This window comes from Clostridium sp. OS1-26 (assembly GCF_030915445.1).
Classification (GTDB): Bacteria; Bacillota; Clostridia; order Clostridiales; family Clostridiaceae; genus Clostridium_AM.
In genome coordinates this window covers 864,258-886,351 of sequence record NZ_CP133264.1, presented here as the reverse complement: position 1 = coordinate 886,351, position 22,094 = coordinate 864,258, and the positions used below count along the sequence as shown (strand labels likewise).

Annotated in this window: 22 protein-coding genes and 1 pseudogene; 17 read left to right on the top strand and 6 right to left on the bottom strand. The window is 30.5% G+C overall.

From position 1 onward, the window contains the following. The first annotated feature begins 43 nt into the window (after nucleotides 1-43). The 6 genes and pseudogenes from clpP (at nucleotide 44) to RCG18_RS04420 (ending at nucleotide 8,008) form a co-directional block, all read left to right on the top strand. Nucleotides 44-628: an ATP-dependent Clp endopeptidase proteolytic subunit ClpP gene (gene clpP, locus RCG18_RS04445; RefSeq protein WP_308040231.1), complete on the top strand. Its 585-nt coding sequence runs from the start codon at nucleotides 44-46 to the stop codon at nucleotides 626-628. 19 nt (nucleotides 629-647) lie between these two features. Continuing rightward, complete coding sequence (clpX, locus tag RCG18_RS04440; protein ID WP_308040230.1) at nucleotides 648-1,937, top strand: ATP-dependent Clp protease ATP-binding subunit ClpX; 1,290 nt, start codon at nucleotides 648-650, stop codon at nucleotides 1,935-1,937. A gap of 267 nt (nucleotides 1,938-2,204) precedes the next feature. Then, nucleotides 2,205-3,884, top strand: coding sequence for an ATP-dependent protease LonB (gene lonB, locus RCG18_RS04435; protein ID WP_308040229.1), 1,680 nt, complete (start codon nucleotides 2,205-2,207; stop codon nucleotides 3,882-3,884). Between the two features lie 366 nt (nucleotides 3,885-4,250). Then, nucleotides 4,251-6,573: pseudogene (gene lon / locus RCG18_RS04430) on the top strand (endopeptidase La). Between the two features lie 14 nt (nucleotides 6,574-6,587). Next, nucleotides 6,588-7,175, top strand: a complete 588-nt coding sequence (gene yihA / locus RCG18_RS04425) for a ribosome biogenesis GTP-binding protein YihA/YsxC (protein WP_308040228.1) — start codon at nucleotides 6,588-6,590, stop codon at nucleotides 7,173-7,175. Between the two features lie 26 nt (nucleotides 7,176-7,201). After that, the gene (locus RCG18_RS04420; RefSeq protein ID WP_308040227.1) at nucleotides 7,202-8,008 is read left to right on the top strand and encodes a CPBP family intramembrane glutamic endopeptidase; all 807 of its coding nucleotides are present in this window, start codon (nucleotides 7,202-7,204) and stop codon (nucleotides 8,006-8,008) included. Nucleotides 8,009-8,100: 92 nt separating this feature from the next. On the opposite strand, the gene RCG18_RS04415 is transcribed toward RCG18_RS04420, so the two are convergent. The 3 genes from RCG18_RS04415 to RCG18_RS04405 form a co-directional block, all read right to left on the bottom strand. Continuing rightward, entirely contained in the window at nucleotides 8,101-8,511 is a 411-nt protein-coding gene (locus tag RCG18_RS04415; protein WP_308040226.1) for a hypothetical protein, read from the bottom strand. Between the two features lie 65 nt (nucleotides 8,512-8,576). Then, nucleotides 8,577-8,726 (bottom strand): hypothetical protein, encoded by a 150-nt coding sequence (locus RCG18_RS04410; protein WP_308040225.1) that lies wholly within the window; start codon nucleotides 8,724-8,726, stop codon nucleotides 8,577-8,579. 174 nt (nucleotides 8,727-8,900) lie between these two features. Further along, nucleotides 8,901-9,089 carry an LPXTG cell wall anchor domain-containing protein gene (locus RCG18_RS04405; RefSeq protein ID WP_308040224.1) on the bottom strand — a complete coding sequence of 63 codons (189 nt, stop codon included), beginning with the start codon at nucleotides 9,087-9,089 and terminating at the stop codon, nucleotides 8,901-8,903. A 310-nt stretch (nucleotides 9,090-9,399) separates the two neighbouring features. Here RCG18_RS04405 and RCG18_RS04400 point away from each other — a divergent pair, with 310 nt between their 5' ends. Together RCG18_RS04400 and RCG18_RS04395 are read left to right on the top strand one after the other, a co-directional pair. Beyond that, nucleotides 9,400-9,585, top strand: a complete 186-nt coding sequence (locus RCG18_RS04400) for an HTH domain-containing protein (protein WP_308040223.1) — start codon at nucleotides 9,400-9,402, stop codon at nucleotides 9,583-9,585. A 14-nt stretch (nucleotides 9,586-9,599) separates the two neighbouring features. After that, nucleotides 9,600-10,367, top strand: a complete 768-nt coding sequence (locus tag RCG18_RS04395; protein WP_308040222.1) for a WYL domain-containing protein — start codon at nucleotides 9,600-9,602, stop codon at nucleotides 10,365-10,367. A 189-nt stretch (nucleotides 10,368-10,556) separates the two neighbouring features. Here the strand turns inward: RCG18_RS04395 and RCG18_RS04390 are convergent, their stop codons facing one another. Next, the gene (locus RCG18_RS04390; RefSeq protein ID WP_308040221.1) at nucleotides 10,557-11,495 is read right to left on the bottom strand and encodes a VCBS repeat-containing protein; all 939 of its coding nucleotides are present in this window, start codon (nucleotides 11,493-11,495) and stop codon (nucleotides 10,557-10,559) included. Nucleotides 11,496-11,629: 134 nt separating this feature from the next. Here RCG18_RS04390 and RCG18_RS04385 point away from each other — a divergent pair, with 134 nt between their 5' ends. Beyond that, nucleotides 11,630-12,862, top strand: a complete 1,233-nt coding sequence (locus RCG18_RS04385) for an ABC transporter substrate-binding protein (RefSeq protein ID WP_308040220.1) — start codon at nucleotides 11,630-11,632, stop codon at nucleotides 12,860-12,862. Between the two features lie 66 nt (nucleotides 12,863-12,928). Here the strand turns inward: RCG18_RS04385 and RCG18_RS04380 are convergent, their stop codons facing one another. Then, the gene (locus RCG18_RS04380) at nucleotides 12,929-13,354 is read right to left on the bottom strand and encodes a Fur family transcriptional regulator (RefSeq protein ID WP_308040219.1); all 426 of its coding nucleotides are present in this window, start codon (nucleotides 13,352-13,354) and stop codon (nucleotides 12,929-12,931) included. A 194-nt stretch (nucleotides 13,355-13,548) separates the two neighbouring features. Here RCG18_RS04380 and RCG18_RS04375 point away from each other — a divergent pair, with 194 nt between their 5' ends. The 8 genes from RCG18_RS04375 (at nucleotide 13,549) to RCG18_RS04340 (ending at nucleotide 21,086) form a co-directional block, all read left to right on the top strand. Beyond that, nucleotides 13,549-14,895, top strand: a complete 1,347-nt coding sequence (locus RCG18_RS04375; RefSeq protein WP_308040218.1) for a DUF2334 domain-containing protein — start codon at nucleotides 13,549-13,551, stop codon at nucleotides 14,893-14,895. A 447-nt stretch (nucleotides 14,896-15,342) separates the two neighbouring features. Beyond that, complete coding sequence (locus RCG18_RS04370) at nucleotides 15,343-16,680, top strand: amino acid permease (protein ID WP_308040217.1); 1,338 nt, start codon at nucleotides 15,343-15,345, stop codon at nucleotides 16,678-16,680. Between the two features lie 309 nt (nucleotides 16,681-16,989). Continuing rightward, nucleotides 16,990-17,535: an NADH peroxidase gene (locus RCG18_RS04365; RefSeq protein WP_308040216.1), complete on the top strand. Its 546-nt coding sequence runs from the start codon at nucleotides 16,990-16,992 to the stop codon at nucleotides 17,533-17,535. A 166-nt stretch (nucleotides 17,536-17,701) separates the two neighbouring features. Beyond that, complete coding sequence (gene cobC, locus RCG18_RS04360; RefSeq protein WP_308040215.1) at nucleotides 17,702-18,289, top strand: alpha-ribazole phosphatase; 588 nt, start codon at nucleotides 17,702-17,704, stop codon at nucleotides 18,287-18,289. Between the two features lie 53 nt (nucleotides 18,290-18,342). Further along, the gene (gene cobS / locus RCG18_RS04355; protein WP_308040214.1) at nucleotides 18,343-19,095 is read left to right on the top strand and encodes an adenosylcobinamide-GDP ribazoletransferase; all 753 of its coding nucleotides are present in this window, start codon (nucleotides 18,343-18,345) and stop codon (nucleotides 19,093-19,095) included. Nucleotides 19,096-19,123: 28 nt separating this feature from the next. Then, entirely contained in the window at nucleotides 19,124-19,672 is a 549-nt protein-coding gene (cobU, locus tag RCG18_RS04350; RefSeq protein ID WP_308040213.1) for a bifunctional adenosylcobinamide kinase/adenosylcobinamide-phosphate guanylyltransferase, read from the top strand. A gap of 18 nt (nucleotides 19,673-19,690) precedes the next feature. Beyond that, the gene (locus RCG18_RS04345) at nucleotides 19,691-20,740 is read left to right on the top strand and encodes an FAD:protein FMN transferase (RefSeq protein WP_308040212.1); all 1,050 of its coding nucleotides are present in this window, start codon (nucleotides 19,691-19,693) and stop codon (nucleotides 20,738-20,740) included. Nucleotides 20,741-20,888: 148 nt separating this feature from the next. After that, nucleotides 20,889-21,086 (top strand): DUF1858 domain-containing protein, encoded by a 198-nt coding sequence (locus RCG18_RS04340; RefSeq protein WP_178909412.1) that lies wholly within the window; start codon nucleotides 20,889-20,891, stop codon nucleotides 21,084-21,086. 29 nt (nucleotides 21,087-21,115) lie between these two features. On the opposite strand, the gene RCG18_RS04335 is transcribed toward RCG18_RS04340, so the two are convergent. Next, nucleotides 21,116-22,030: a cation diffusion facilitator family transporter gene (locus tag RCG18_RS04335; protein ID WP_308040211.1), complete on the bottom strand. Its 915-nt coding sequence runs from the start codon at nucleotides 22,028-22,030 to the stop codon at nucleotides 21,116-21,118. Nucleotides 22,031-22,094: the final 64 nt, after the last annotated feature.

Here is a 22,094-nt window from a genome sequence, read left to right as displayed (position 1 = left end):
GGGTAAAATCACTTAATGTGATTACAAAAAGGAGGAGAGATTTATGAGTTTAGTACCAGTAGTTGTTGAGCAAACTAATAGGGGAGAAAGATCTTATGATATTTATTCTAGACTTTTAAAGGATAGAATAGTAATGCTAAGTGAAGAGGTTAATGATGTTACCGCAAGTTTAGTTGTAGCACAATTGTTATTTTTAGAAGCGGAGGATCCAGAGAAGGACATACATCTATACATAAATAGTCCAGGAGGGTCTATAACATCAGGAATGGCAATTTATGATACAATGCAGCATATTAAACCTGATGTTTCTACTATATGTGTGGGAATGGCTGCTTCTATGGGAGCATTTTTACTTGCAGCAGGTGCGAAAGGAAAAAGATTTGCACTGCCAAATGCTGAAATAATGATACATCAACCTCTTGGTGGCTTCCAAGGTCAGGCAACAGATATAGGAATACATGCAGATAGAATACTAAGAATAAAGAAAAAATTAAATAGCATACTAAGTGAGAGAACAGGACAGCCGCTTGAAAAGGTTGAAAGAGACACAGAAAGAGATTACTTTATGGAAGCAGAAGAAGCTAAAAATTATGGATTAGTAGACGAAGTAATTATAAAAAAGAAATAACCTTTAGTGAGGTGTAAAGATGGCCAAAATTGATGATAAAAAACAATTGAAATGTTCATTTTGCGGTAAAACTCAAGATCAAGTTAGAAGACTTATAGCTGGGCCAGGAGTATATATATGTGATGAATGTATAGAGCTTTGTTCAGAAATAATAAGTGATGAATTTGAAGAAGACATTCAAGTGGATATGAGTTCACTTCCAAAACCTGTAGAGATAAAAAGCTATCTTGACCAATATGTCATAGGTCAAGATGGTGCAAAAAAATCACTAGCTGTAGCGGTTTACAACCATTATAAAAGAATTAACTCAAATGCAAATAATGATGATGTAGAATTACAAAAAAGTAATATATTATTATTAGGACCTACAGGATCAGGAAAAACTCTCTTAGCGCAAACTCTAGCTAAGTTTTTAAATGTTCCATTTGCAATTGCAGATGCTACAACTTTAACAGAAGCAGGATATGTTGGAGAGGATGTTGAAAATATACTTTTAAAGCTTATTCAAAATGCTGATTATGACATAGAGAGAGCTGAAAGAGGTATAGTATACATCGATGAAATAGATAAAATAGCAAGAAAATCAGAAAATCCATCTATAACAAGAGATGTTTCTGGCGAAGGTGTACAACAAGCATTGCTAAAAATACTTGAAGGTACAGTAGCATCAGTACCACCACAAGGTGGTAGAAAGCACCCTCATCAAGAATTCATACAGATAAATACTACTAATATACTGTTTATCTGCGGTGGTGCTTTTGATGGAATAGAAAAAATTATAGAAAGAAGAACAAGAATAAGCACATTAGGATTTGGTGCTAGTATACAATCTAAAACTGAAAAAGATGTAGGAAAGCTTTTAAAAGACATAATGCCAGGGGATCTTTTGAAATTTGGTCTTATTCCTGAATTTGTTGGAAGACTTCCTATAGTGGTAACTCTCGATGCTTTAGATAGAAGCGCACTAATAAGCATATTAAAAGAGCCTAAGAATGCACTTGTTAAACAATATAGAAAGCTCTTTGAGATAGATAATGTTGAACTTGAATTTTCAGATGATGCTTTAGAAGCAATAGCTGACGAAGCGTTAAAGAGAAATACAGGAGCAAGAGGTCTAAGAGCAATTATAGAAGATACTATGAAAAATATAATGTTTGATATTCCTTCAAGAGAAGAAATTGCAAAAGTAATAGTTAACAAAGAAACTGTTGATACAAAAGAGCCAATTCTTATTGAGGCTGAAGGTGAAAAAAGGTCACCTATAAAAGTAAAAAAGTCTAGAACTCGAAAGGGTTCAGAAACAGCATAAGCAGAGAACCAAAATCTATGATTTTGTGTGAATGGGTTAAGCAGATATCCCAAATCTTTGATTTGGTGATAGTCGCTTATACAGCGTGTACTCATTCGACGAATGGAGAAGGAGTTTCATAATAAAAAGGAGTACTGTGAAATATCAGAACTCCTTTTTTATTGCCGTTATTAGGCAGCTGAAAGAATATAGTAAATGAAAGATGTGCATAATACTAATGAGATATAATTTGAAATTATAGGGAGTCTTTAAGGGAGGTTTAAAAATATGATTTATACCTTAATGATTATCGAATTAGTAGTTACAGTAGTTATGGGACTATATTTTCTTAATGCATTAAAAGGTCAACAATCACGGAGGTTAGTTGTAGATAGAGAAAATAGAAAAGAAATGGAAAAGTTGAAAAAGTTAAGAGAGGTAAAGTTAACAGAACCATTAACAGAAAAAAGTAGACCCTCTAATTTTAATGAAATAATAGGTCAAGAAAAAGGAATTAAAGCTCTTCAGGCAGCATTGTGTGGTCCTAATCCTCAACATGTTATAATATATGGACCTCCTGGAATAGGTAAAACTGCAGCTGCAAGATTAGTTTTAGAATATGCAAAGAAAAAAGATCATTCACCTTTTAATGAAAGTTCTAAGTTTATAGAAATTGATGCAACTACAATAAGATTTGATGACAGAGGAATAGCAGATCCTCTTATTGGTTCTGTTCACGATCCAATATATCAAGGAGCTGGTCCTTTAGGGGTTGCAGGGATACCTCAACCTAAGCCAGGAGCAGTAACAAAAGCACATGGAGGTGTATTGTTTATAGATGAAATAGGAGAGCTTCATCCTATAGAAATGAATAAATTACTTAAGGTGCTGGAAGATAGAAAAGTCTTCTTAGATAGCTCCTATTATAATTCCTCAGATGAAAATATGCCTACATATATAAAGGATATTTTTGATAATGGACTTCCTGCGGACTTTAGATTAGTTGGTGCTACAACGAGAAATCCAGAAGATATAGTACCAGCATTAAGATCAAGATGTGTAGAAATATTTTTTAGAGCATTGCTTCCAGAAGAAATTGAAGTTATAGCTCAAAATGCAGTAGATAAGATAGGATTTACAATTGAAAATAAAGCTTGCAATATGGTAGGGAAATATGCGCAAAATGGAAGAGATGTTGTTAATTTGATCCAACTTGCATCAGGAATAGCATTAAATGAAGAAAGAAGCGAAATTAATGTGAGCGATGTAGAATGGGTAATAGAAAATGGTCAGTATTCTCCAAGAGCTGAAAAGAAGATTTGTGGTAAGCCTTCTGTAGGATATGTCAATGGGCTTGCAGTTTATGGAGCTAACATGGGAGCAGTAATGGAAGTTGAAGCTACTGCAAAAAAAGTTAGTCTTAGAAAAGGCAATCTTAAAATAACAGGAATAATTGAAGAAGAAGAAATAAACGCTCAAAATAGAAGAATGAGGAGAAAAAGCACAGCTAGATGTTCTGTTGAAAATGTAATAACTGTAATTGAGAAATTATTTAATCTAAATTGTGATGAGTATGATATACATATAAATTTCTCAGGAGGTGCACCGGTAGATGGTCCATCCGCGGGAGTAAGTATAGCTACTGCTGTATATAGTGCTATAAAGAATATTGCTGTAAATAATAGAGTAGCAATGACTGGCGAAATATCAATACATGGTGAGGTTAAACCAATAGGTGGTGCCAATGCAAAAATTCAGGCTGCTAAAAAGGCAGGAGCAAATATTGTAGTAATACCTAATGAAAATTGGCAGGATAACTTTGCACAAATAGAAGGAGTAAAAATAATACCTGTAAGTAATATAAGAGAAGTTATTGATATTGCTATAGTCAATGAAGCAATAGAACGCTCACCTATAGAAATAGAAGCTAATTTAGATGTATTATCAGCTGAGTCAATAAATATGTAGCTAGGTTCAATTGACAATTGAGAATATATACTTCTCAATTGTCATTTTTCAATTTTAAATTGAAAAAATATTTGATATTAATCGATAACTATAATTGAAAAAAAGCTATTTTATAGTTATAATATATTAGTCTAACTATATATAAATTTATTTCAATATCTATTTAAGCAGAGAACCCAAATCTTAAGCAGGCATCCAAAATCTTAAGTAGATATCCCAAATCTATGATTTGGTGATAGTCACTTACACAGAGTGCTGATTTGGAGTAAATCGCTTACTCATTCGACGAAAGGAGAAGGAGTTTCATTTGAAATTATTGTAATTATGATAGTTTTTACTAAATTATTTTAAAAGTGAGGGGAAAATATGGATAAAAACTTAAAACTCCTTCCTCTAATTCCCTTAAGAGGTATTACTATATTTCCATATATGGTTATACATTTTGATGTAGGCCGTGAAAAATCTATACTTGCGCTTGAAGAAGCTATGCTTGTTGACCAAAAAATATTTTTGGTATCACAGAAAGAAGCTAAAGTTGAAGAGCCAGAAGAAGAAGATATTTATACAATGGGTACCATTTGTAATATAAAACAAATATTAAAGTTACCAGGTGATACTGTACGAGTACTCGTTGAAGGTGAAAGTAGAGGAAGACTAGAAAAATACATTGAAAAAAGTCCTTTTTTTAAGGCAGAAGTTGAAATATTAGAAGATGATGAATGTGATAAAACTAATAAATGTGAAGCACTAGTTCGTTCTGTTAGAAAAGCTTTCGATGACTATACAAAGTTATCAGGAAGTATACCTGTTGAAACAATAGTAACGTTAGAAGAGTTGGATAATCCAGGTAGATTGAGTGATGTTATCAGTTCTTATTTAATGTTAAAACAGGAAAATAAACAAGAACTTCTTGAATTATACGATGTTGAAGAAAGGCTACAAAAATTATTAGATATACTATCTAATGAAGTTGACATTTTAAAGTTAGAAAGAAAAATAGGTGTTAAGGTAAAAAATAAAATAGATAAGGTACAAAAAGAATATTATTTAAGGGAACAACTGAAAGCTATTCAAGAAGAACTTGGTGAAGAGGATGAAGATAAAAAAGAAATAACAAGATACAAAAGTAGGATAACAAAGGCAAAACTTCCTAAGTTGGTTAAAGAAAAGGCTTTATATGAGTTAGATAGGTTAAAAAATAGTGGAAGCTACTCTGCAGAGGGAGGCGTAATAAGGACTTATTTAGATTGGATACTAGACCTTCCTTGGAATGCTGAAACTAAAGATAACTTAGATATAAAGTCCGCTAGAATGGTATTAGAGAAAGAGCACTATGGACTTGAGGATGTAAAAGATAGAATTATTGAATACTTAGCTGTTAAGAAAATGAGCAATTCACTAAGAGGACCTATACTTTGTCTTGTAGGACCTCCAGGGGTAGGTAAGACTTCAATTGCAAAGTCTATAGCTCATGCTCTAAACAGAAATTTCGTTAGAATGTCCTTAGGTGGAGTTAGAGACGAAGCAGAGATAAGAGGGCATAGAAAAACTTATATTGGAGCAATCCCAGGAAGAATAGTTTATGGAATGAAACAGGCCAAATCAAAAAATCCATTATTTTTATTGGATGAAATAGATAAGATGAGTAATGATTTTAAGGGAGATCCAGCAGATGCACTCTTGGAAGTATTAGATGCTGAACAAAACAGTACCTTTAGAGACCATTATCTCGAATTAGAGTTTGACTTATCTAAAGTTTTGTTTATAACAACTGCTAATTCACTAGAAACTATACCAAGACCTCTGCTAGATAGAATGGAAGTTATAGAAGTTTCAGGATATACTTCAGAAGAGAAATTTCATATAGCAAAGGATCATTTACTACCTAAAAAGTTGAAAGAGCATGAGGTAGAGGATAGCAAAATAAAGATTTCTGACTCCTCTATATATTTTGTTATAGAAAACTACACAAGAGAGTCTGGTGTCAGAAGCCTTGAGAGAAAAATATCCTCTCTTATAAGAAAATCAATAGCAGAAATGATCGAAAAAGATAAGGATAAGATTATAGTTAATACAAATAAGGTTAAAAGCTACCTGGGCCCTGAACTATTTACTTATGAAAAAACAGATAAAGAAGATAAAATTGGGGTTGTAATGGGAATGGCATGGACAGGATATGGTGGAGACACATTGCCAGTGGAGGTAACTGCTATGTCAGGAACAGGGAAGTTAGAGTTAACTGGTCAGCTTGGAGATGTGATGAAGGAATCAGCAAGAGCTGGATATAGTTATGTTAGAGCAAATGCAAAGAAATATGGAATTGATGAAGAATTCTATAAAAATAAAGATATTCACATACATGTTCCTGAGGGAGCTGTACCTAAAGATGGGCCATCAGCAGGTGTTACTATGATTACTGCTATAATATCTGCATTAAGTGGAAAAAAAGTAAGACACAATGTAGCTATGACTGGAGAAATAACATTAACTGGTAGAGTGCTTGCTATTGGGGGACTCAAAAGAAAAGAGCTTAGCTGCATATAGAGCGGGTATAGATACTGTAATTATACCAAAGGAAAATGAAAAAGATTTATCAAAAATACCTAAAACAATAAAAAGCAAATTGAGTTTTATACTAGCAGATAATATAGATATAGTATTAGAACATGCTTTAGTAAAAAATGATTAGATGGTGATGAAATTATGGAAATAAAACAGGCAGAGTTTATTATTTCAGCAGTAGCTGCAGCTCAATATCCTAGTGACAATAGGGTAGAAATAGCTTTTGTAGGAAGATCTAATGTAGGTAAATCTTCTCTAATTAACACTTTAACTAATAGAAGAAAACTAGTTAAAGTAAGTGGTACTCCAGGAAAGACGAGACTAGTGAATTTCTTCTTAATAAATAACGAGTTCTATTTTGTTGATCTACCTGGATACGGATATGCAAAAGTTTCAAAGGTAGAAAAGGAAAGTTGGGGAAAAGTAATTGAGACGTACCTAACTAAAAGAGAACAGCTTAAAAAAATAGTACTTTTAATTGACTGTAGACATAAACCAAGTACGGATGACATAAACATGTATAAGTGGATTAAGTATTATAATTATGAGGCTATTGTAGTAGCAACAAAAATTGATAAACTAACTAAAAATGAATTGCAAAAAAACTTAAAAATGATAAGAGAAACATTAGAATTAAATCCAAATGATAAGCTTTTAACATTTTCTTCTCTTAAAAAGATGGGAAAGGAAGAATTGCTAGAGGTTATTGCTGAAACTGTTCAAGGTTAAGTAAGTATAAACAAGGAGAAAGCTTGATGACTAAAATTAATATTATTAAAGATTTCCTTGTGTTTTTATTTGTTTATTTACCTCCGCTTTTAATATTTATAAGATTTTCAAGGGAAAGAAAGAGAAGTTATTTACTACTAACAATAATAAGCATACTATATATTGTAACTTCTTTATTTACACAAAATTTAATTCCTTTTATTTTTGTATTGATAAATATTAGATATTTAAAAGTAGCGGAAAGAACTTGTTATAACAGCACTAAGAATGAGTATACTTCTCCGTGTGAATTAAATATTTCAATAAAGCCTACCATAAGTGGTAGATTGGCAGAAGATTATAATAGATTTAAGTTTAGTATAAGGAATTTAAATCTATTATCAGCTATTAAGTATACTATTCAGTCATATTTAATAACAATTTTAATCTCCGCAATATCAGCAGGTATATTTTATCGATTAAATGTAGATGCGAAACAGCAAGAGATAGTTACATGGATGTCTAGCATGCCGCTTAAAAGATTTTTGATAATGGTTCCAAGTGTTACCATATTTGCACCTATACTTGAAGAGTTTGTATTCAGGTGGTTATTGTTTGAAAAGATATTTAGACCTAGAATAGGGATCTACTTATCAGCAATATTAAGCAGCATAATTTTTGCATTCATACATTTTAACTTAAAGGCATTACCAATACTAATATGGATAGGTATATACAATTGTTATTTAATTAATAAAAAGGGTTATTGGTATTCTGTGTTTAATCATTTTACATTTAATTTTGTAACTACAATGGTATTATTGGCTCAGAAGTTAGGAGAAACGAGATTTTAGAGGATGCAATTAAGGTTATATAATAAAGGTAAAGACACGTATTACAAGTTATGTAAACGTGTCTTTGTCTTTATATAGTTTAATATAGTTTATTATCTTTTTTTACTGTCATTATTATTTCCTAGAGCACCTTTTAATAAAGAGTTTAACATGTCTTGTCCATCAGGAGATGACTGTAGAGCTTTTACAGCATTTAATACTTGGTCTTGTACATTGCTATTTCTTCCGCTATCTACATCGTCTAATCTATCTGCGAGAGCTGAAAGTTGTGATTTTACTTCATTTTCATTTAGATTACTTGTATTTACTACTCTATTTAAATCGCCTAAGTCAAAGTTTCTAAGCATTGAACTTAATTGGTTTGTAGTCATATTATTAGCACCTACAAGAGAACTGATTATTGATATGATTTGATTTATGTCAATAGTTTTTAATAAATCACCAATATTAAAGCCCTGAGGAACATTAGTATTACTACTACTTTTACGATGATGTTTTCCCATTTTATCACTCCTTTATGTTAAGGAGAGCAGTAGGCTCTCCCTAATTAAATTACCTTATTTAAATACTAATGGTTGTTGCAAGCGCAACCGCATACTATTATCACAGCAAGTGTAATTATAATAGCATCACGAGATCCCTTTCTTCTATTGCGTGCTAACAATAGTAATGCTATTAAAGCTGCTAATGCTATGAATCCGAAGTTATTACCGAACATACGCAAATCCCCCTTTTCTAGGCTATGGCTTTATTTAACTCTTTTTACTTTACATCCTAAGTTTTATCAATTTTTTCTACTCTTGTGTACTAATCATATCTTACTTTTAGTGATCAAATAGTTTATGCAAGTCATTTTTGTAAGATATGATATGATACTTACAACTTTGTTTTACTAGCAGCGATCTCGATCTCTGTTAAAACCAGAGCATCCACAAACGATTATTATAGCAAGTGTTATTAAAACAGCGAAGCGAGTACCTCTGCGTCTACCAAATATTAGCAAGAAAAATGCTATTAAAGCTGCTAATGCTGCTATTGGAAAAAAGTTATTGTTATCACGGCAGTGGTGATGTCTACTCATATTCTAATCCCCCTTTTCTAGGCTATGGTTTTATTTAATTCTTTTCACCTTATATCTTAAGTTTGCATATTTTGTAAGTTAGTAGTTTTTTAATATCTATCTTTAGCTTGTTTATAATATATATTATTCATTTATTATAGATTTGACACCACAAAAAATAATTTTCTAAAAGTAATGAAATTTCAATTTTACATAGGAGAAAGTTAAAATATAATATAATTTTTAAAATCATATGAAAATGTACTAAAAAAATATCAAAATAACACGATAAAAGTAAAGATTAGTATAACTATATACTGGGGGAAAAAATATGTCTAAGATTTCTCATTTACTAGAGATGATAATTACACTACAGTATAAGGGTCTTACAACTGCATCAGAATTAGCTGAAACTTTGGAAGTCGATAAAAAAACTATATATAGATATATAAATAGTTTAAATAAAGCTAATATACCTGTGTATACAAAAAAGGAAGATATGGAGGCTTCTATATAGATGAAGAATTTTATATGAAACCATCAAAGCTCAGCGAAGAAGAATTACAGTCTTTATTAATGGCCACTAAAATACTTACTGAAGAAAATGGATTTATAGCGGAAAAAAATCTACAGTCAGCAGTTTCCAAAATAAAAAGCATGTGCATAAATAATAATGACGAACTAAAAATTTTAAATGACAGCGGATGTTTTAAAATGAACGAAATTGGAAATTCACAAGGCATGGAAGATAAAGTATCAAAAATTAATTATGCTATAAATAGAGGAAGAACTATAAGTATAAATTATTTTTCAATAAATAAAAATAATTTGACTGTAAGAAAAGTAGATCCATATACTTTATTATTCAGAGAGGGTGCTTGGTATATTATTGGCTATTGCCACATGAAAGATACTATAGAGACTTTTAAGTTATCAAGAATTAAGACAATAAAAGCAACAAATGAAATATACATGATACCTCACACTTTCTCACTAAAAGATTATCTTAATAATAATTGGAGTGTATTCAAAGGCGAGAAGATAAAGGTCATAATAAAATTTGATAAGAACATTTCAGAGTTTATTAAAGATGGCATGTGGCACATTAGCCAGCAGATAGAAGAACTGCAAAATGGAGATGTATTATTAAGTATTTATTTAGATGATACCGATGAAATAAAGAAATGGATACTTGGAATTGGGAAAGATGCTGAGGTTGTAGAACCTAAAAGTCTTCGAGAAGAAATAAAAATGGAAATAGAACAAATATATAAAAAATATCAAAAAAGTTATTTATAGATGTATAAATATTGGGGAATGGGACAAAATAAAAAATGTAATTCGGAGATAAAATCTCCTGTAGCATCAAGTACTATAATCTCTACTTGATGCGATAACCCCCCATCCCCCTTGGGACCGTAAATGCGGTCCCTTTTTAATTAGTAATAAATAAGGTATATTGAAAAAATAACTAGTTAGTATGCTAGTCTATTTTAAGTTAATTGATATAATCTTGAAATAGTTTTTTTCTTTGCTGTTTTCATCCGGAACTAAGTTAACATTTAAAGTATAATTTTTAACTAAGTTTTTATCTTTATTAGAAGCACCTCTGAAGTTAAGAGTCCAGATAATCTCTGATGCGTTACCATCCTTATCGCATCTGTTCTCCATAAATAGCGCATCTTGAAACACATAAGTGTTGTTATCACCGGACAATTTTCCAATTACGGATAAACTGTAACTAGATATATTGGATGAAAATATCTCCTTTGGTTTATACTCTTCATTTTGAGGAAGGCTTTGTATAAAATTAATAAAAGTAAAAATTGTATCTTTTCCAATAAGTGTATTTGAGGTTTCATAATTGTAATTTTTAAATTTGTAGTTTAAAAATATATAGTTTGACATCCATATTCCATCGTCTTGTAATCTACCAGATATAACCTTTGGAGTTTTATTATTTTTACAATCTATAAATCCTAATATATTGTTAGAATTAGAAAAAGTATTCTCAAATTTTCCATTGTTCCAAAAGAATACATGTTGAATAGGAGTACCTTTGCTTGAAGCTTGTACAAATATCTCTGGAATTTTATCTCTTGAAACATCAATAAGAGTTACACGTATAGGCCAGTAAGGAGAATAAAAACCGATAGGTGATAGCTTATTTTCAGGTTCTATAGGATAGATCTTATCTTTACATTTTAATTCCAGAATATATTTAGCACCATCTTTCTTAATATACAACTCTTCTTCTTTACCATCTCCATTAAAATCTGCTTTTAACACCTTATTATCGGATACATTATTAAAAGTTGCAGATGAATTTTTTGATATTAGTAAAACTATTAAAAATATGAAAATGATAAGTGTGAAAATTATAAAATAAATGTGTTTTTTCTTTAGAAATATTACCCTAAAATTCATATATTTCACCTCCACTTAATTATATGAATTTATTATATATTTAATTATTATGCACAAAATAAATTTAGAAGTACTTTGCAAATATAAAGAAGGTGATATTTATAAAGAATAAGTTATAGTGAAAGGAGAAAAATATGTTTTATAAGAAAAGAGTCTTAACGATTTTTTTATTAGTTATATTAACTTTAAGTATTAGTGCTTGCTCCTTTAAAAAAGATACACCTAAAGAAAAGCAATTAAACATATATGTTGATATTAAAGATAAAGAATCTTTAAATATACTAAAAATCATTACAGAAGAATACAAGAAATCTAATCCTAAAGTAAAGCTCAGTGTTAATAACACAATAGGCGGAAAGATTGAAGAAGACATAAGTAAGGGAAGTGAACAGGATATAGTAATTACTTCCAGAAACAATATGATAAAACTAAGTAGAAAAGGACTTTTAAGTGATTTAGGAAGTTACTATGATGAAAATAAAATAAGTGATAAGTACTATAGTGTTGTAAATGCATATGGAAGATTTGGAGATAAATATTATGGTATAGCACTAATGCCGTATACTATGGAGATATTATATAATAAAAGCGCTTTTAATAAATTGAGTTTACCCCAACCATCTACAACTAATGATTTAAAAGAAGCGTTAAAAAAGATAAATAGTACATCAGTAAGAATTCCGGTCGTACTTACTGAAGATTTAGATATAAATAGCGGATTATCTTCTATAATAGTTAATAATAAGGTAAGTATGAGAAAACTAGAAAGCATATTTGATAGTGGAACTGCGGCATATAAATCTTTAAAGGAAATGCAGCAAGCCTTTGATGCCATATTCAGTCTTGTTAGCGGTGGGAATATAAATAAGAACACTTTTGAAGTGGGAAACGAAAGTAGTGTGGAGAAGTTTGTAAAAGGAGATATTCCGTTAATAATAAGTTCATCTTATTATTCAAGTCATTTCAAAGATAACAACATAATGGTTGCTGCTGATAGTACAAACGATCCTTCAACAAAGATGAACGTGCCTGTTATATGTAATGCAATAATCTGCACTCCAGTAAACAGTAAGAACGGTGAAGAGATAGGAAATTTTATAAAATTTTTTACAGGTGAAGAAATTAATAAAAAATTAGTAGAACAGGGATTTGTTACTGGCAATAAAAAAGCTAATAGCTCTATAGTTGGAGGAGCTAAAGCAAGTATAGTAAAACATCTCGAGAATAGCACAGAAGATAGTGTAATATATGTTTACAATATACCAGATAAATTAAAAAGTAGTATATCATCGAAGTTAGATCAAATACTAAATGGAAAGCATACAGGTAAAGAGTGGGATGAAGCTGTAGATGATGCTTTTAAATAGAAAAATCAAATAACTATAAAACAAAAAGAGCAGTTACTCACAACTGCTCTAAAAATTTGTACTAAACTACTGCTCAGCAGCATTATCTTTACAACATTTACATATTCCATAAAAATATATTTTGTTATCGATAATATCGTAGTCAGTATAATTTTTAACTTTGTCATTTAAGTCTAGAAAGGAAATGCCATCAATGTCATCAACTCTAGCACAATTTAAACACTGTATATGCGGATGAGATGTAACATTTCCATCATATCTAAAGTTGCCTTCACCTACATTAATTTCCTTAACTAGATCCACCTCAACTAATGTTTTTAAAGCTTTATAAACAGTTGCCAAACTCATTGTAGGATATTCCGGTTGTAGAGCTTTATATATAGTTTCAGCAGATGGATGCTCTTTTGTAGATTGCAAAAACTTATATACTGCAATACGTTGAGGAGTAAGTTTTAACTTCTTCTCTCTAAAAATACCAGCTAAATTATTCATATACACCATCCTTACTATATAATTAATTATATCATATAATAAAAATTATTACCTGTCAAAAGTAATTTTTTAGAAAATATTGTTGATATGAAATTTAGAGGAATTAAATTATAAAGTTAGGATAATCTTTACAAGAAAGGGAAAAATAAAGTGAAGAATTTTTTATACTACTTAATAAAGAAAGAAGCGATAAAATGAAAGGGTTCAATAAGTGGAAATTTTTGATTATAATTATAATACTTTTAGTATTTACATATTTTATTAAGTCTGCAAGTAGCAAAGTGGCTACAGAAAATAATAGCAATAAATATACATCAAAAGATATTAATATGATAAAGGCTAACATAAGCTTAAGGTACGAAGATGTTGATTTAAGCTTGTCAAGTCCTATATATGTAGAAAATAATAGGTATTATATTCCAGCGACAGAAATCTTAGGTAAACTTCACGGAAAAGTCTCCATAAAAGATAATAGTACAGTTTTAATGTTAAATCAATGTAATATTATTGTCAATTATGATAAAGATGAATTTGTTAAGAATGAAAGAGTTATTAAATTAAAAGAAAAACCGATATATACTAATGATTGTGTTTATATTACAATGTTTGACTTTATAAGAATGTTTAATTTAAAAACTCAATGGAACATAGATAAAAATACTATATCGCTATATAAAAATAGAGATATAGAAAATTTTGCTGCAGTAAGTAAGAAAGGAAAACCTGCTTTAATTAGGCTAGAAGACATAGCAGCAGGGGGAAGGTATAGTTCGGAAGAGTCTTTAGAGAAACTTAGAATAGTTTGTGACTATTTGAATAGTGAAGGAATACCTTTTCATATTGCATGGATACCTAGATATATTAATCCATCAAAAAATATAGATAATAATCTTTTAAAAGATTACAGTATGTATAATGCTGATTTTATTTTTACATTAGATTACTTTATAGATAAGGGTGGAATAGTTGGACTTCATGGCTATACGCATCAATATGGAGAAACGGAAAGCGTAGAAGGAATAGAGTTTCATAGAAGTTTAGGTGATAATGTCCCAGGAGATATTCAATATGCACAAGAAAGAATAAATGCCGCAATAGATGTGGCTTCACAATTAAAAATTCAATACAATTTTTTTGAGGTACCCCATTACGCTATTTTATATCCTCAACAAAATATCATAGAAAAAAACTTTGAATATATATATGAACCTTATTCTAAAGATGGAGGTATAACAGAGTACAATAAGGTATTTTGCAAACATGAATATGGGAAAACTACAAAATATATTCCAACACCACTAAATTATATAAATGGTAAAGATGATTGTATAAATATGCTTAAGAAAATAGATAAATTAAAGGATGGTTTAATTGCAAGCTTTTTTTATCATCCCTATATAGAATTTGATGATATAAAGATCTCTCAGGGGGAAGACGGATACTCATATTACGAATACTCTAATCAGTCAGTGCTGCACCAAGTAATTGATAGATTGAAATATAGAAATTTTACATTTTATCGAATAAATGATGTTAAATAAATTTTTAATACCACTACGGGGTTGCTACTATCAGGTTAAAAATATTACTATGATTATTAGTTGTGAATGTATATGTTAAATTTTTTGCATTTTAATTGTAGTAAAGAACTTTTTATGTATGCAAAACTTTAGCATGGGAACTTCGATATGACGTGAATTATGACAAATTTATCTCAAGTATAACAAAAATTATTCTTATTAAAAGTTTTGTAATAATTAAATAATTATAAAAATAACAATTTGTATAGAGGTAAAAATTCAAAAAATGACCATAAAATTATAAATTCGCAAAAATAGTATGCTTATTATGTAAATTAATGAAAAAAATTCATTTAAATATAAAATTATTGTGAAAATTTCACTTGATTTAGCGAATGATTCATGTTAAGATTTTATCGGAATAAGAAATATATATAATAATACTTTTGTGGGGAGGTAAATCACGCAATGAGTAAAAGTGAATTAAAAAAAGAAATTGGTTTAGTACCCGCTCTTGCAATCGTTATCGGTATGGTTATCGGTTCGGGAGTATTCTTTAAACCTAGAGCTGTATTCAGTGCAACTGGAGCACCAGGATTGGGTATGACTGCTTGGATTTTAGGCGGAATTATTTCTATAGCAGGTGGTCTTACTGCTGCTGAGATATCTGCAGCTATACCAAGAACAGGTGGTATGGTAGCATATCTTGAGGAAACATATGGTGATGTTTGGGGTTACCTTTTAGGATGGGCTCAAACAGTTATATATTTCCCAGCAAATATAGCCGCACTTGCAATAATATTTGCAACACAAGTTATTTCATTATTAGGTTTGACTGACGGAATGCTAATTCCTATCGCAATTATAGTTACTATTTTCTTAATATGCATGAACTCATTAGGATCAAAAACAGGAGGAGTTATCCAAACTGTAGCTACTGTTGGTAAATTAGTGCCTTTATTTGCAATTATAGTTGTAGGTCTTATGAAAGGCGATGGTGGAGTAGTTAGATTATTCCCAATGACTGCTGCTGAACACCCAATTGGTACAAGCTTAGGATCAGCACTTGTTGCTACAATGTTTGCTTATGATGGATGGATAAACGTTGGTGCTATATCAGGAGAAATGAAAAATCCTGCTAAAGACTTACCAAAAGCAATTATTGGTGGATTATCATTAGTTATGGCTGTTTATCTATTAATAAACGTAGCTTATCTATTTGTATTACCAGCATCAGCACTTGCTGCTACAAAGACACCAGCTGCTGACGTTGCAAGAGTAATCTTTGGACCATCAGGTGGAAAGGTTATCACAATAGGTATATTAGTATCAATATTCGGAGCATTAAACGGATATATACTAACAGGAATGAGAATTCCATATGCTATGGCTGCTGAAAATAAATTACCATTTAGTAATTGGTTAGGGAAATTACATCCAACATTTAAAACACCAATAAACAGTGGTATATTAATAGGTATTATATCAATAATATTAGTATTCTCAGGTAAATTCGACCAGTTAACAGACTTATTAATATTCGTAATATGGATATTCTATGTTATGACATTCTATGCTGTGTTTGTTCTTAGAAAGAAGCAACCAAATCTTCACAGACCATATAAAGTACCTCTATATCCTATAGTACCTGCTATAGCAATAATTGGAGGAGCTTATATAATACTAAATACTTTATTTACTCAACCTATGAACGCTGGAATAGGACTTGTTCTTACATTAATAGGATACCCTGTTTATATGTCAAGAAAGAGTAAATTTAAGAAATCAGATGATAATATTGCATAAGATGTAATATATGAAAGTAAGACTTATGTGGAAATAACACTAGTTGTTTCCGCATAAGTCTTTTTTTTATAAATAAAATAAACAAAGTTTTTAAATACACTTCCAACCTGGAAAAGTATTTCTCTGAATAAATTAATTTTGAGCCTTAAAACTTTATACATAGAAAGTTAAAAAAATGTACATAACTTATCTTGGAAAGTACTTGAAAAGTACGAATAAATATCATATAATAATAATTGTTAGTGATATTATAAATGTTTACCAATAAAAAATATATATAAATTATAATTAGATGGGGAGGAAATATTAATGAAAAAATTTGTTTGTACAATATGTGGATATATTCACGAAGGAGAAATGGCTCCAGAGAAGTGTCCTCAATGTAAAGCTCCAAGAGAAAAATTTATAGAAAAAGTAGAAGGACAAATGAGTTGGGCTGACGAGCATAAAGTTGGAGTTGCTGAAGGAGTAGACCAAGAAGTAATAGAAGGACTAAGAGCTAATTTTACTGGTGAATGTACAGAAGTTGGAATGTACTTAGCTATGAGCCGTCAAGCTGAAAGAGAAGGATATCCTGAAATAGCAGAAGCATATAAGAGAATAGCTTTTGAAGAAGCAGAACATGCTGCTAAATTTGCAGAATTACTTGGAGAAGTAGTAACTGCTGATACAAAGAAGAACTTACAAATGAGAGTTGAAGCAGAACATGGAGCTTGTCAAGGTAAAAAAGATTTAGCTACTTTAGCTAAGAAATTAAACTATGATGCAATTCATGATACAGTACATGAAATGTGCAAGGATGAAGCTAGACATGGATGTGCATTTAAAGGATTATTAGATAGATATTTTAAATAAAAACCAAAAGGGATACCTCTAATCAGAGGTATCCCTTTATCTATGCCAGATTAAGTATTTAATAATAAAGTAAAGGTTGTCAGCAATGTTGTTGACAGCCTTTATTAAGTTTGTATATTTATAATATTTTTTATATAATTAAGTAGGCAGGATTGGGGTGATTTATATGAATTTATACTTTGTAAGACATGGTGAAACTGAAAAAAATAAAAGTAAATGTTATTATGGTAGTTTGGATGTAGAGCTTACTAAAGAGGGTATTTTACAAGCAGAAAGAGTAAGAGAATTGTTAAAGAATATAAGCTTTAAGAAAGTATATGTAAGTGAGAAGAAAAGATCAATAAATACAGCTGAAATCCTATTAAAAAATAAGCAGTATAAATTAATAACTGATATGAGAATAAATGAAAGAGACTTTGGCGAATTCGAAGGTAAAGTCTATGAAGAATTAAAGCAGCTTTATCCAAAGGAATGGAAGGCGTGGTGTGAAGATTGGAAAAACGCTTCTCCACCTGGAGGTGAGAGTTGTATACAAGTCTATGAAAGAGTTAAAAGTTTTATGGATAATATCTTAAAGCTAGAGGAAGACAATATACTTATTGTGACTCATGGAGGAGTTATAAGATCAGTGTATTGTTATATATTAGGTGGTAATATAGATTATTTTTGGAACTTTGGCTCAAATAACGGAGATATAAGCATCATAAAATATGAGTATGGAAATCTGTACATAGACAGTATAGCTCATGTTTAGGAGTCTAAGGTAGAGAGTTAATTTATAAATTATGGAAGGAAGGCACTATAATTATGAAAGAAATTGTATGCAATTTTTTATTGATGATTCAATTTTTAACTAGGATTCCGGTGAATATAAGTTTGCCTTGTGAAAAGGATGACTTTAGAAGAGCCTCAATATTTTTTCCGGTAATCGGTTTAGTAGTAGGTGGAATTCAGTGGGGAGTGTACAAGTTACTCACAAATATTATTCCTATAAATACGGTGATAATTATAATTTTAATAGTTGGTGTTATAGTAACTGGTGCGATACATATAGATGGTTTGGGAGATACCTGTGATGGCTTTTTCGCTTTTAAGGGTAGTGATAGAATAATAGAAATAATGAAAGATAGTAGAATAGGAACCTATGCTTGTATTGCTATAGTTATGGACTTGCTACTCAAATATACTCTCTTCTCCTTTATTGTTCCAAAGTTTTCAATAGCACTTATTGCAGCTCCTATGATATCAAGGTGTTCTGTGTTATTTTTAGGGTTTAAAGGAAAAACTGCAAAAAGTACTGGTACAGGAAACTTTTTTATTGGTAATGTTGGGATAGTCCAATTTATTATAGGATTAATAATTACAGTTGGAGTTTTATCATTATTGATGACACCACGATACATAGTTATTTTATTAATTGCTGCCTTAGCTTTATCATTTGCATTCAACTTGTTCTGTGAAAAGAGAATTGGGGGACTGACAGGTGATACTCTTGGAGCAAATAATGAGTTGGTGGAAATATTAACATTAATTTTGATATCTGTTATATTAAAAATATAACTAAATAGTGATGTTAGGGGCGAATTATATGTCAAAAATAACTTTAGTTACTGGAGGAAGCAGAAGTGGTAAAAGTACTTTTGCAGAAAAATTACTAGAAGATAAGGACAATGTGTTGTACATTGCTACTGCAATAGTAACAGACAAAGAAATGGAAAAAAGAGTCGAAAAACATAAAAAACAAAGAAATTCAAAATGGGGAACCCATGAAGGATATAAGGGATTGGATAAGGTATTAAAAGAAGATAAAAATAAGTATGTGATGTTAGAATGTATAGGAACTATGATAACAAATTTAATGTTCGATAAAAATTATGATTTTGAAAGTATGAGTCAAGAAGATATAGAAAAACTAAGTGTTAGTATAAAGAATGAAATAGAAGATACGATAGCAGCGGCTAAAGAAAATAATAAAGATTTAGTTATTGTTACAAATGAAGTAGGATGGGGACTAGTATCAGAGCATAGATTAGGAAGAATTTTTAGCGACATACTAGGACATATAAATCAGTTTATAGCAAGGTTAAGCGATGAAGCATATTTGGTTTCATGTGGAATTCCTTTGAAATTAAAATAGAAAAGAAGGTGATAGACAATGAAATACATTAGTAGAAAAAAACTTTCTATATTATTAGTTAGTATTATGCTTATGTCCTTATTTTTAGGAGGATGTGGTTCAAAAAATGTTGAACCTACTGAAAAAACGGAATACATGCTAGGCACTATATGTACAATAAAAGTTTACGATGGTAATAAAAATGAAGCACTTGATAAAGCTTTTCAAAGAATTAAGCAGATAGAAAATGAAATGAGTATAAATAAATCAGGGACCGAATTTGACGCTGTAGCAGATGCTGCCGGTAAAAGTTTTGTTAAAGTGTCAGATGATACTTTTAGTGTATTAAAAAAAGGACTATACTATTCTGAGCAGTCTAAAGGAGCTTTCGATATAACAATAGGACCATTAGTTAAGTTATGGGGGATAGGAACTGATAATGCTAAAGTTCCGACTCAATCAGAAATAGATGCAGCAAAAGCATTAGTTGGATATAAAGACTTAGTACTAGATGAAACTAACAAAAAGGCAATGCTCAAAAGACCAGGAATGTCTATTGATGCAGGGGGAATAGGTAAAGGTTTCGCTGCAGATGAAGCGGCAAAAGTCTTAAAGCAATATGGAGTAAAACATGGAATTGTAAACCTTGGTGGAAACGTATTAACAATAAATGATAATCCTAATGGTCAGCCATGGAAAATAGGAGTACAAAATCCCTTTGAACCTAGAGGAGAAGTTGTAGGTACATTAGGAGTTACTAATAAGACTGTAGTAACCTCAGGTATATATGAAAGATATATCGAAAAAAACGGAAAAAAATATCATCATATATTAAATCCTTTCACTGGATATCCTATGGAGAATTCATTAGCTAGTGTGACCGTTGTAACAGATGTGTCCTTTGATGCAGACGCTATGACTAAGTATATTTTCTACCAGGGGCTAGAAAAAGGACCTGAGTATGTAAAAAATTCTTTACCTGGGGTAGAAGCGATATTTGTAACAAAAGACAAGGGAGTCTATGTAACAGAAGGTCTAAAGAATAACTTTAAACTAACTAATAGCGAATTCAAGATGATAAATAAATAGAGCTTAAGGTGTGTAAGTATCATTAAGGTTACTATTTAACAAAAAAGTTCATTCTTGCATTTAAGTTAAAATAAAAATATAATAAATTTATAATAAAGGCACATACTAACTTTTAGTATGAGAAAAGTGAAAAGGAAGGTATTTACTTATGGAAAAAGTAACAAAGGATATGACAATAGGAGAAGTTATAAGATTAAATCCTAGAAATGCTGAAGTTTTAATGAGCTTTGGTATGGGATGTGTTGGATGTCCTTCAGCTCAAGCTGAAACTTTAGAGCAGGCTGCTCAAGTGCACGGACTAGAACTTGATAATCTACTAAGAGCGTTAAATTCATTAAATGAATAATTAAAGCGAAAATCACAGGATAAATAAGTTTATTCCTGTGATTTTTGTTTTATATTATTTTTTTTATGTTCACAAATAAGGCATTGATGTGTACAGGATTCCAAATGTATTAAAACCTCTGTATTCCTGAGGGAGGTTTCAAGCTCGTTTTCTATTTTATCACATATATCATGGGCAGCCTTTATCGACATGTTTTCAGGAAAAACAAGATGCAAATCTATATATTTTATCTTTCCAGATTTTCTTGTTCTCAAATCATGAAAATTGCAGTAAACGGATTTAAACTTACTTATAGTAGATTCAATAATACTAATTTCTTTATCAGATAATTTTACATCAAGTAAAGGGTTAAATGCAGTTTTTAGAAGTTCAAAGGATTCCTTTAAAATAAATATTGCAACTATAATTGCAACTACTGGATCTAAAAAATGTAATTTTGTAATCCAAATTAATAATAATCCTATACCTACACCAAGAGATGTGTAGACGTCCGCCTTTAGATGTAAAGCATCAGCTTCCAAAGCTATAGAATCTTCTTGTTTAGCTACTTTATATAACTTATTTGATACAAAGTAATTTATTGCAGCAGAAATAAACATAACAACAAATCCAATACCTATAGATTCAACTGCCTCCGGATGAAGAAGTTTTTTTATTGCCTCCACTATTATCCAAACGGAAGCTGCAAAGATAAGAAGAGCTTCTATTACTCCGGAAATATTTTCAACTTTACCGTGTCCATATGGATGATCTTCATCCGCAGGTTTATTAGAGATTTTTACAGAAAAATAAGCTATAATAGCTGCCGCTAAATCCATTGTAGAATGGATAGCTTCAGATACTATACTTACCGATCCGGTAAAAACTCCAACAAATAATTTCATTATGATAAGGCCTGAATTTGATAATATAGAAAGCCTTGCGACTTTAGTTTTTTCATTCATTTATACAGTTCCCCCTAAAATTAATTATTATCACTTGATAAAGGATTATAAAATAATAATAACG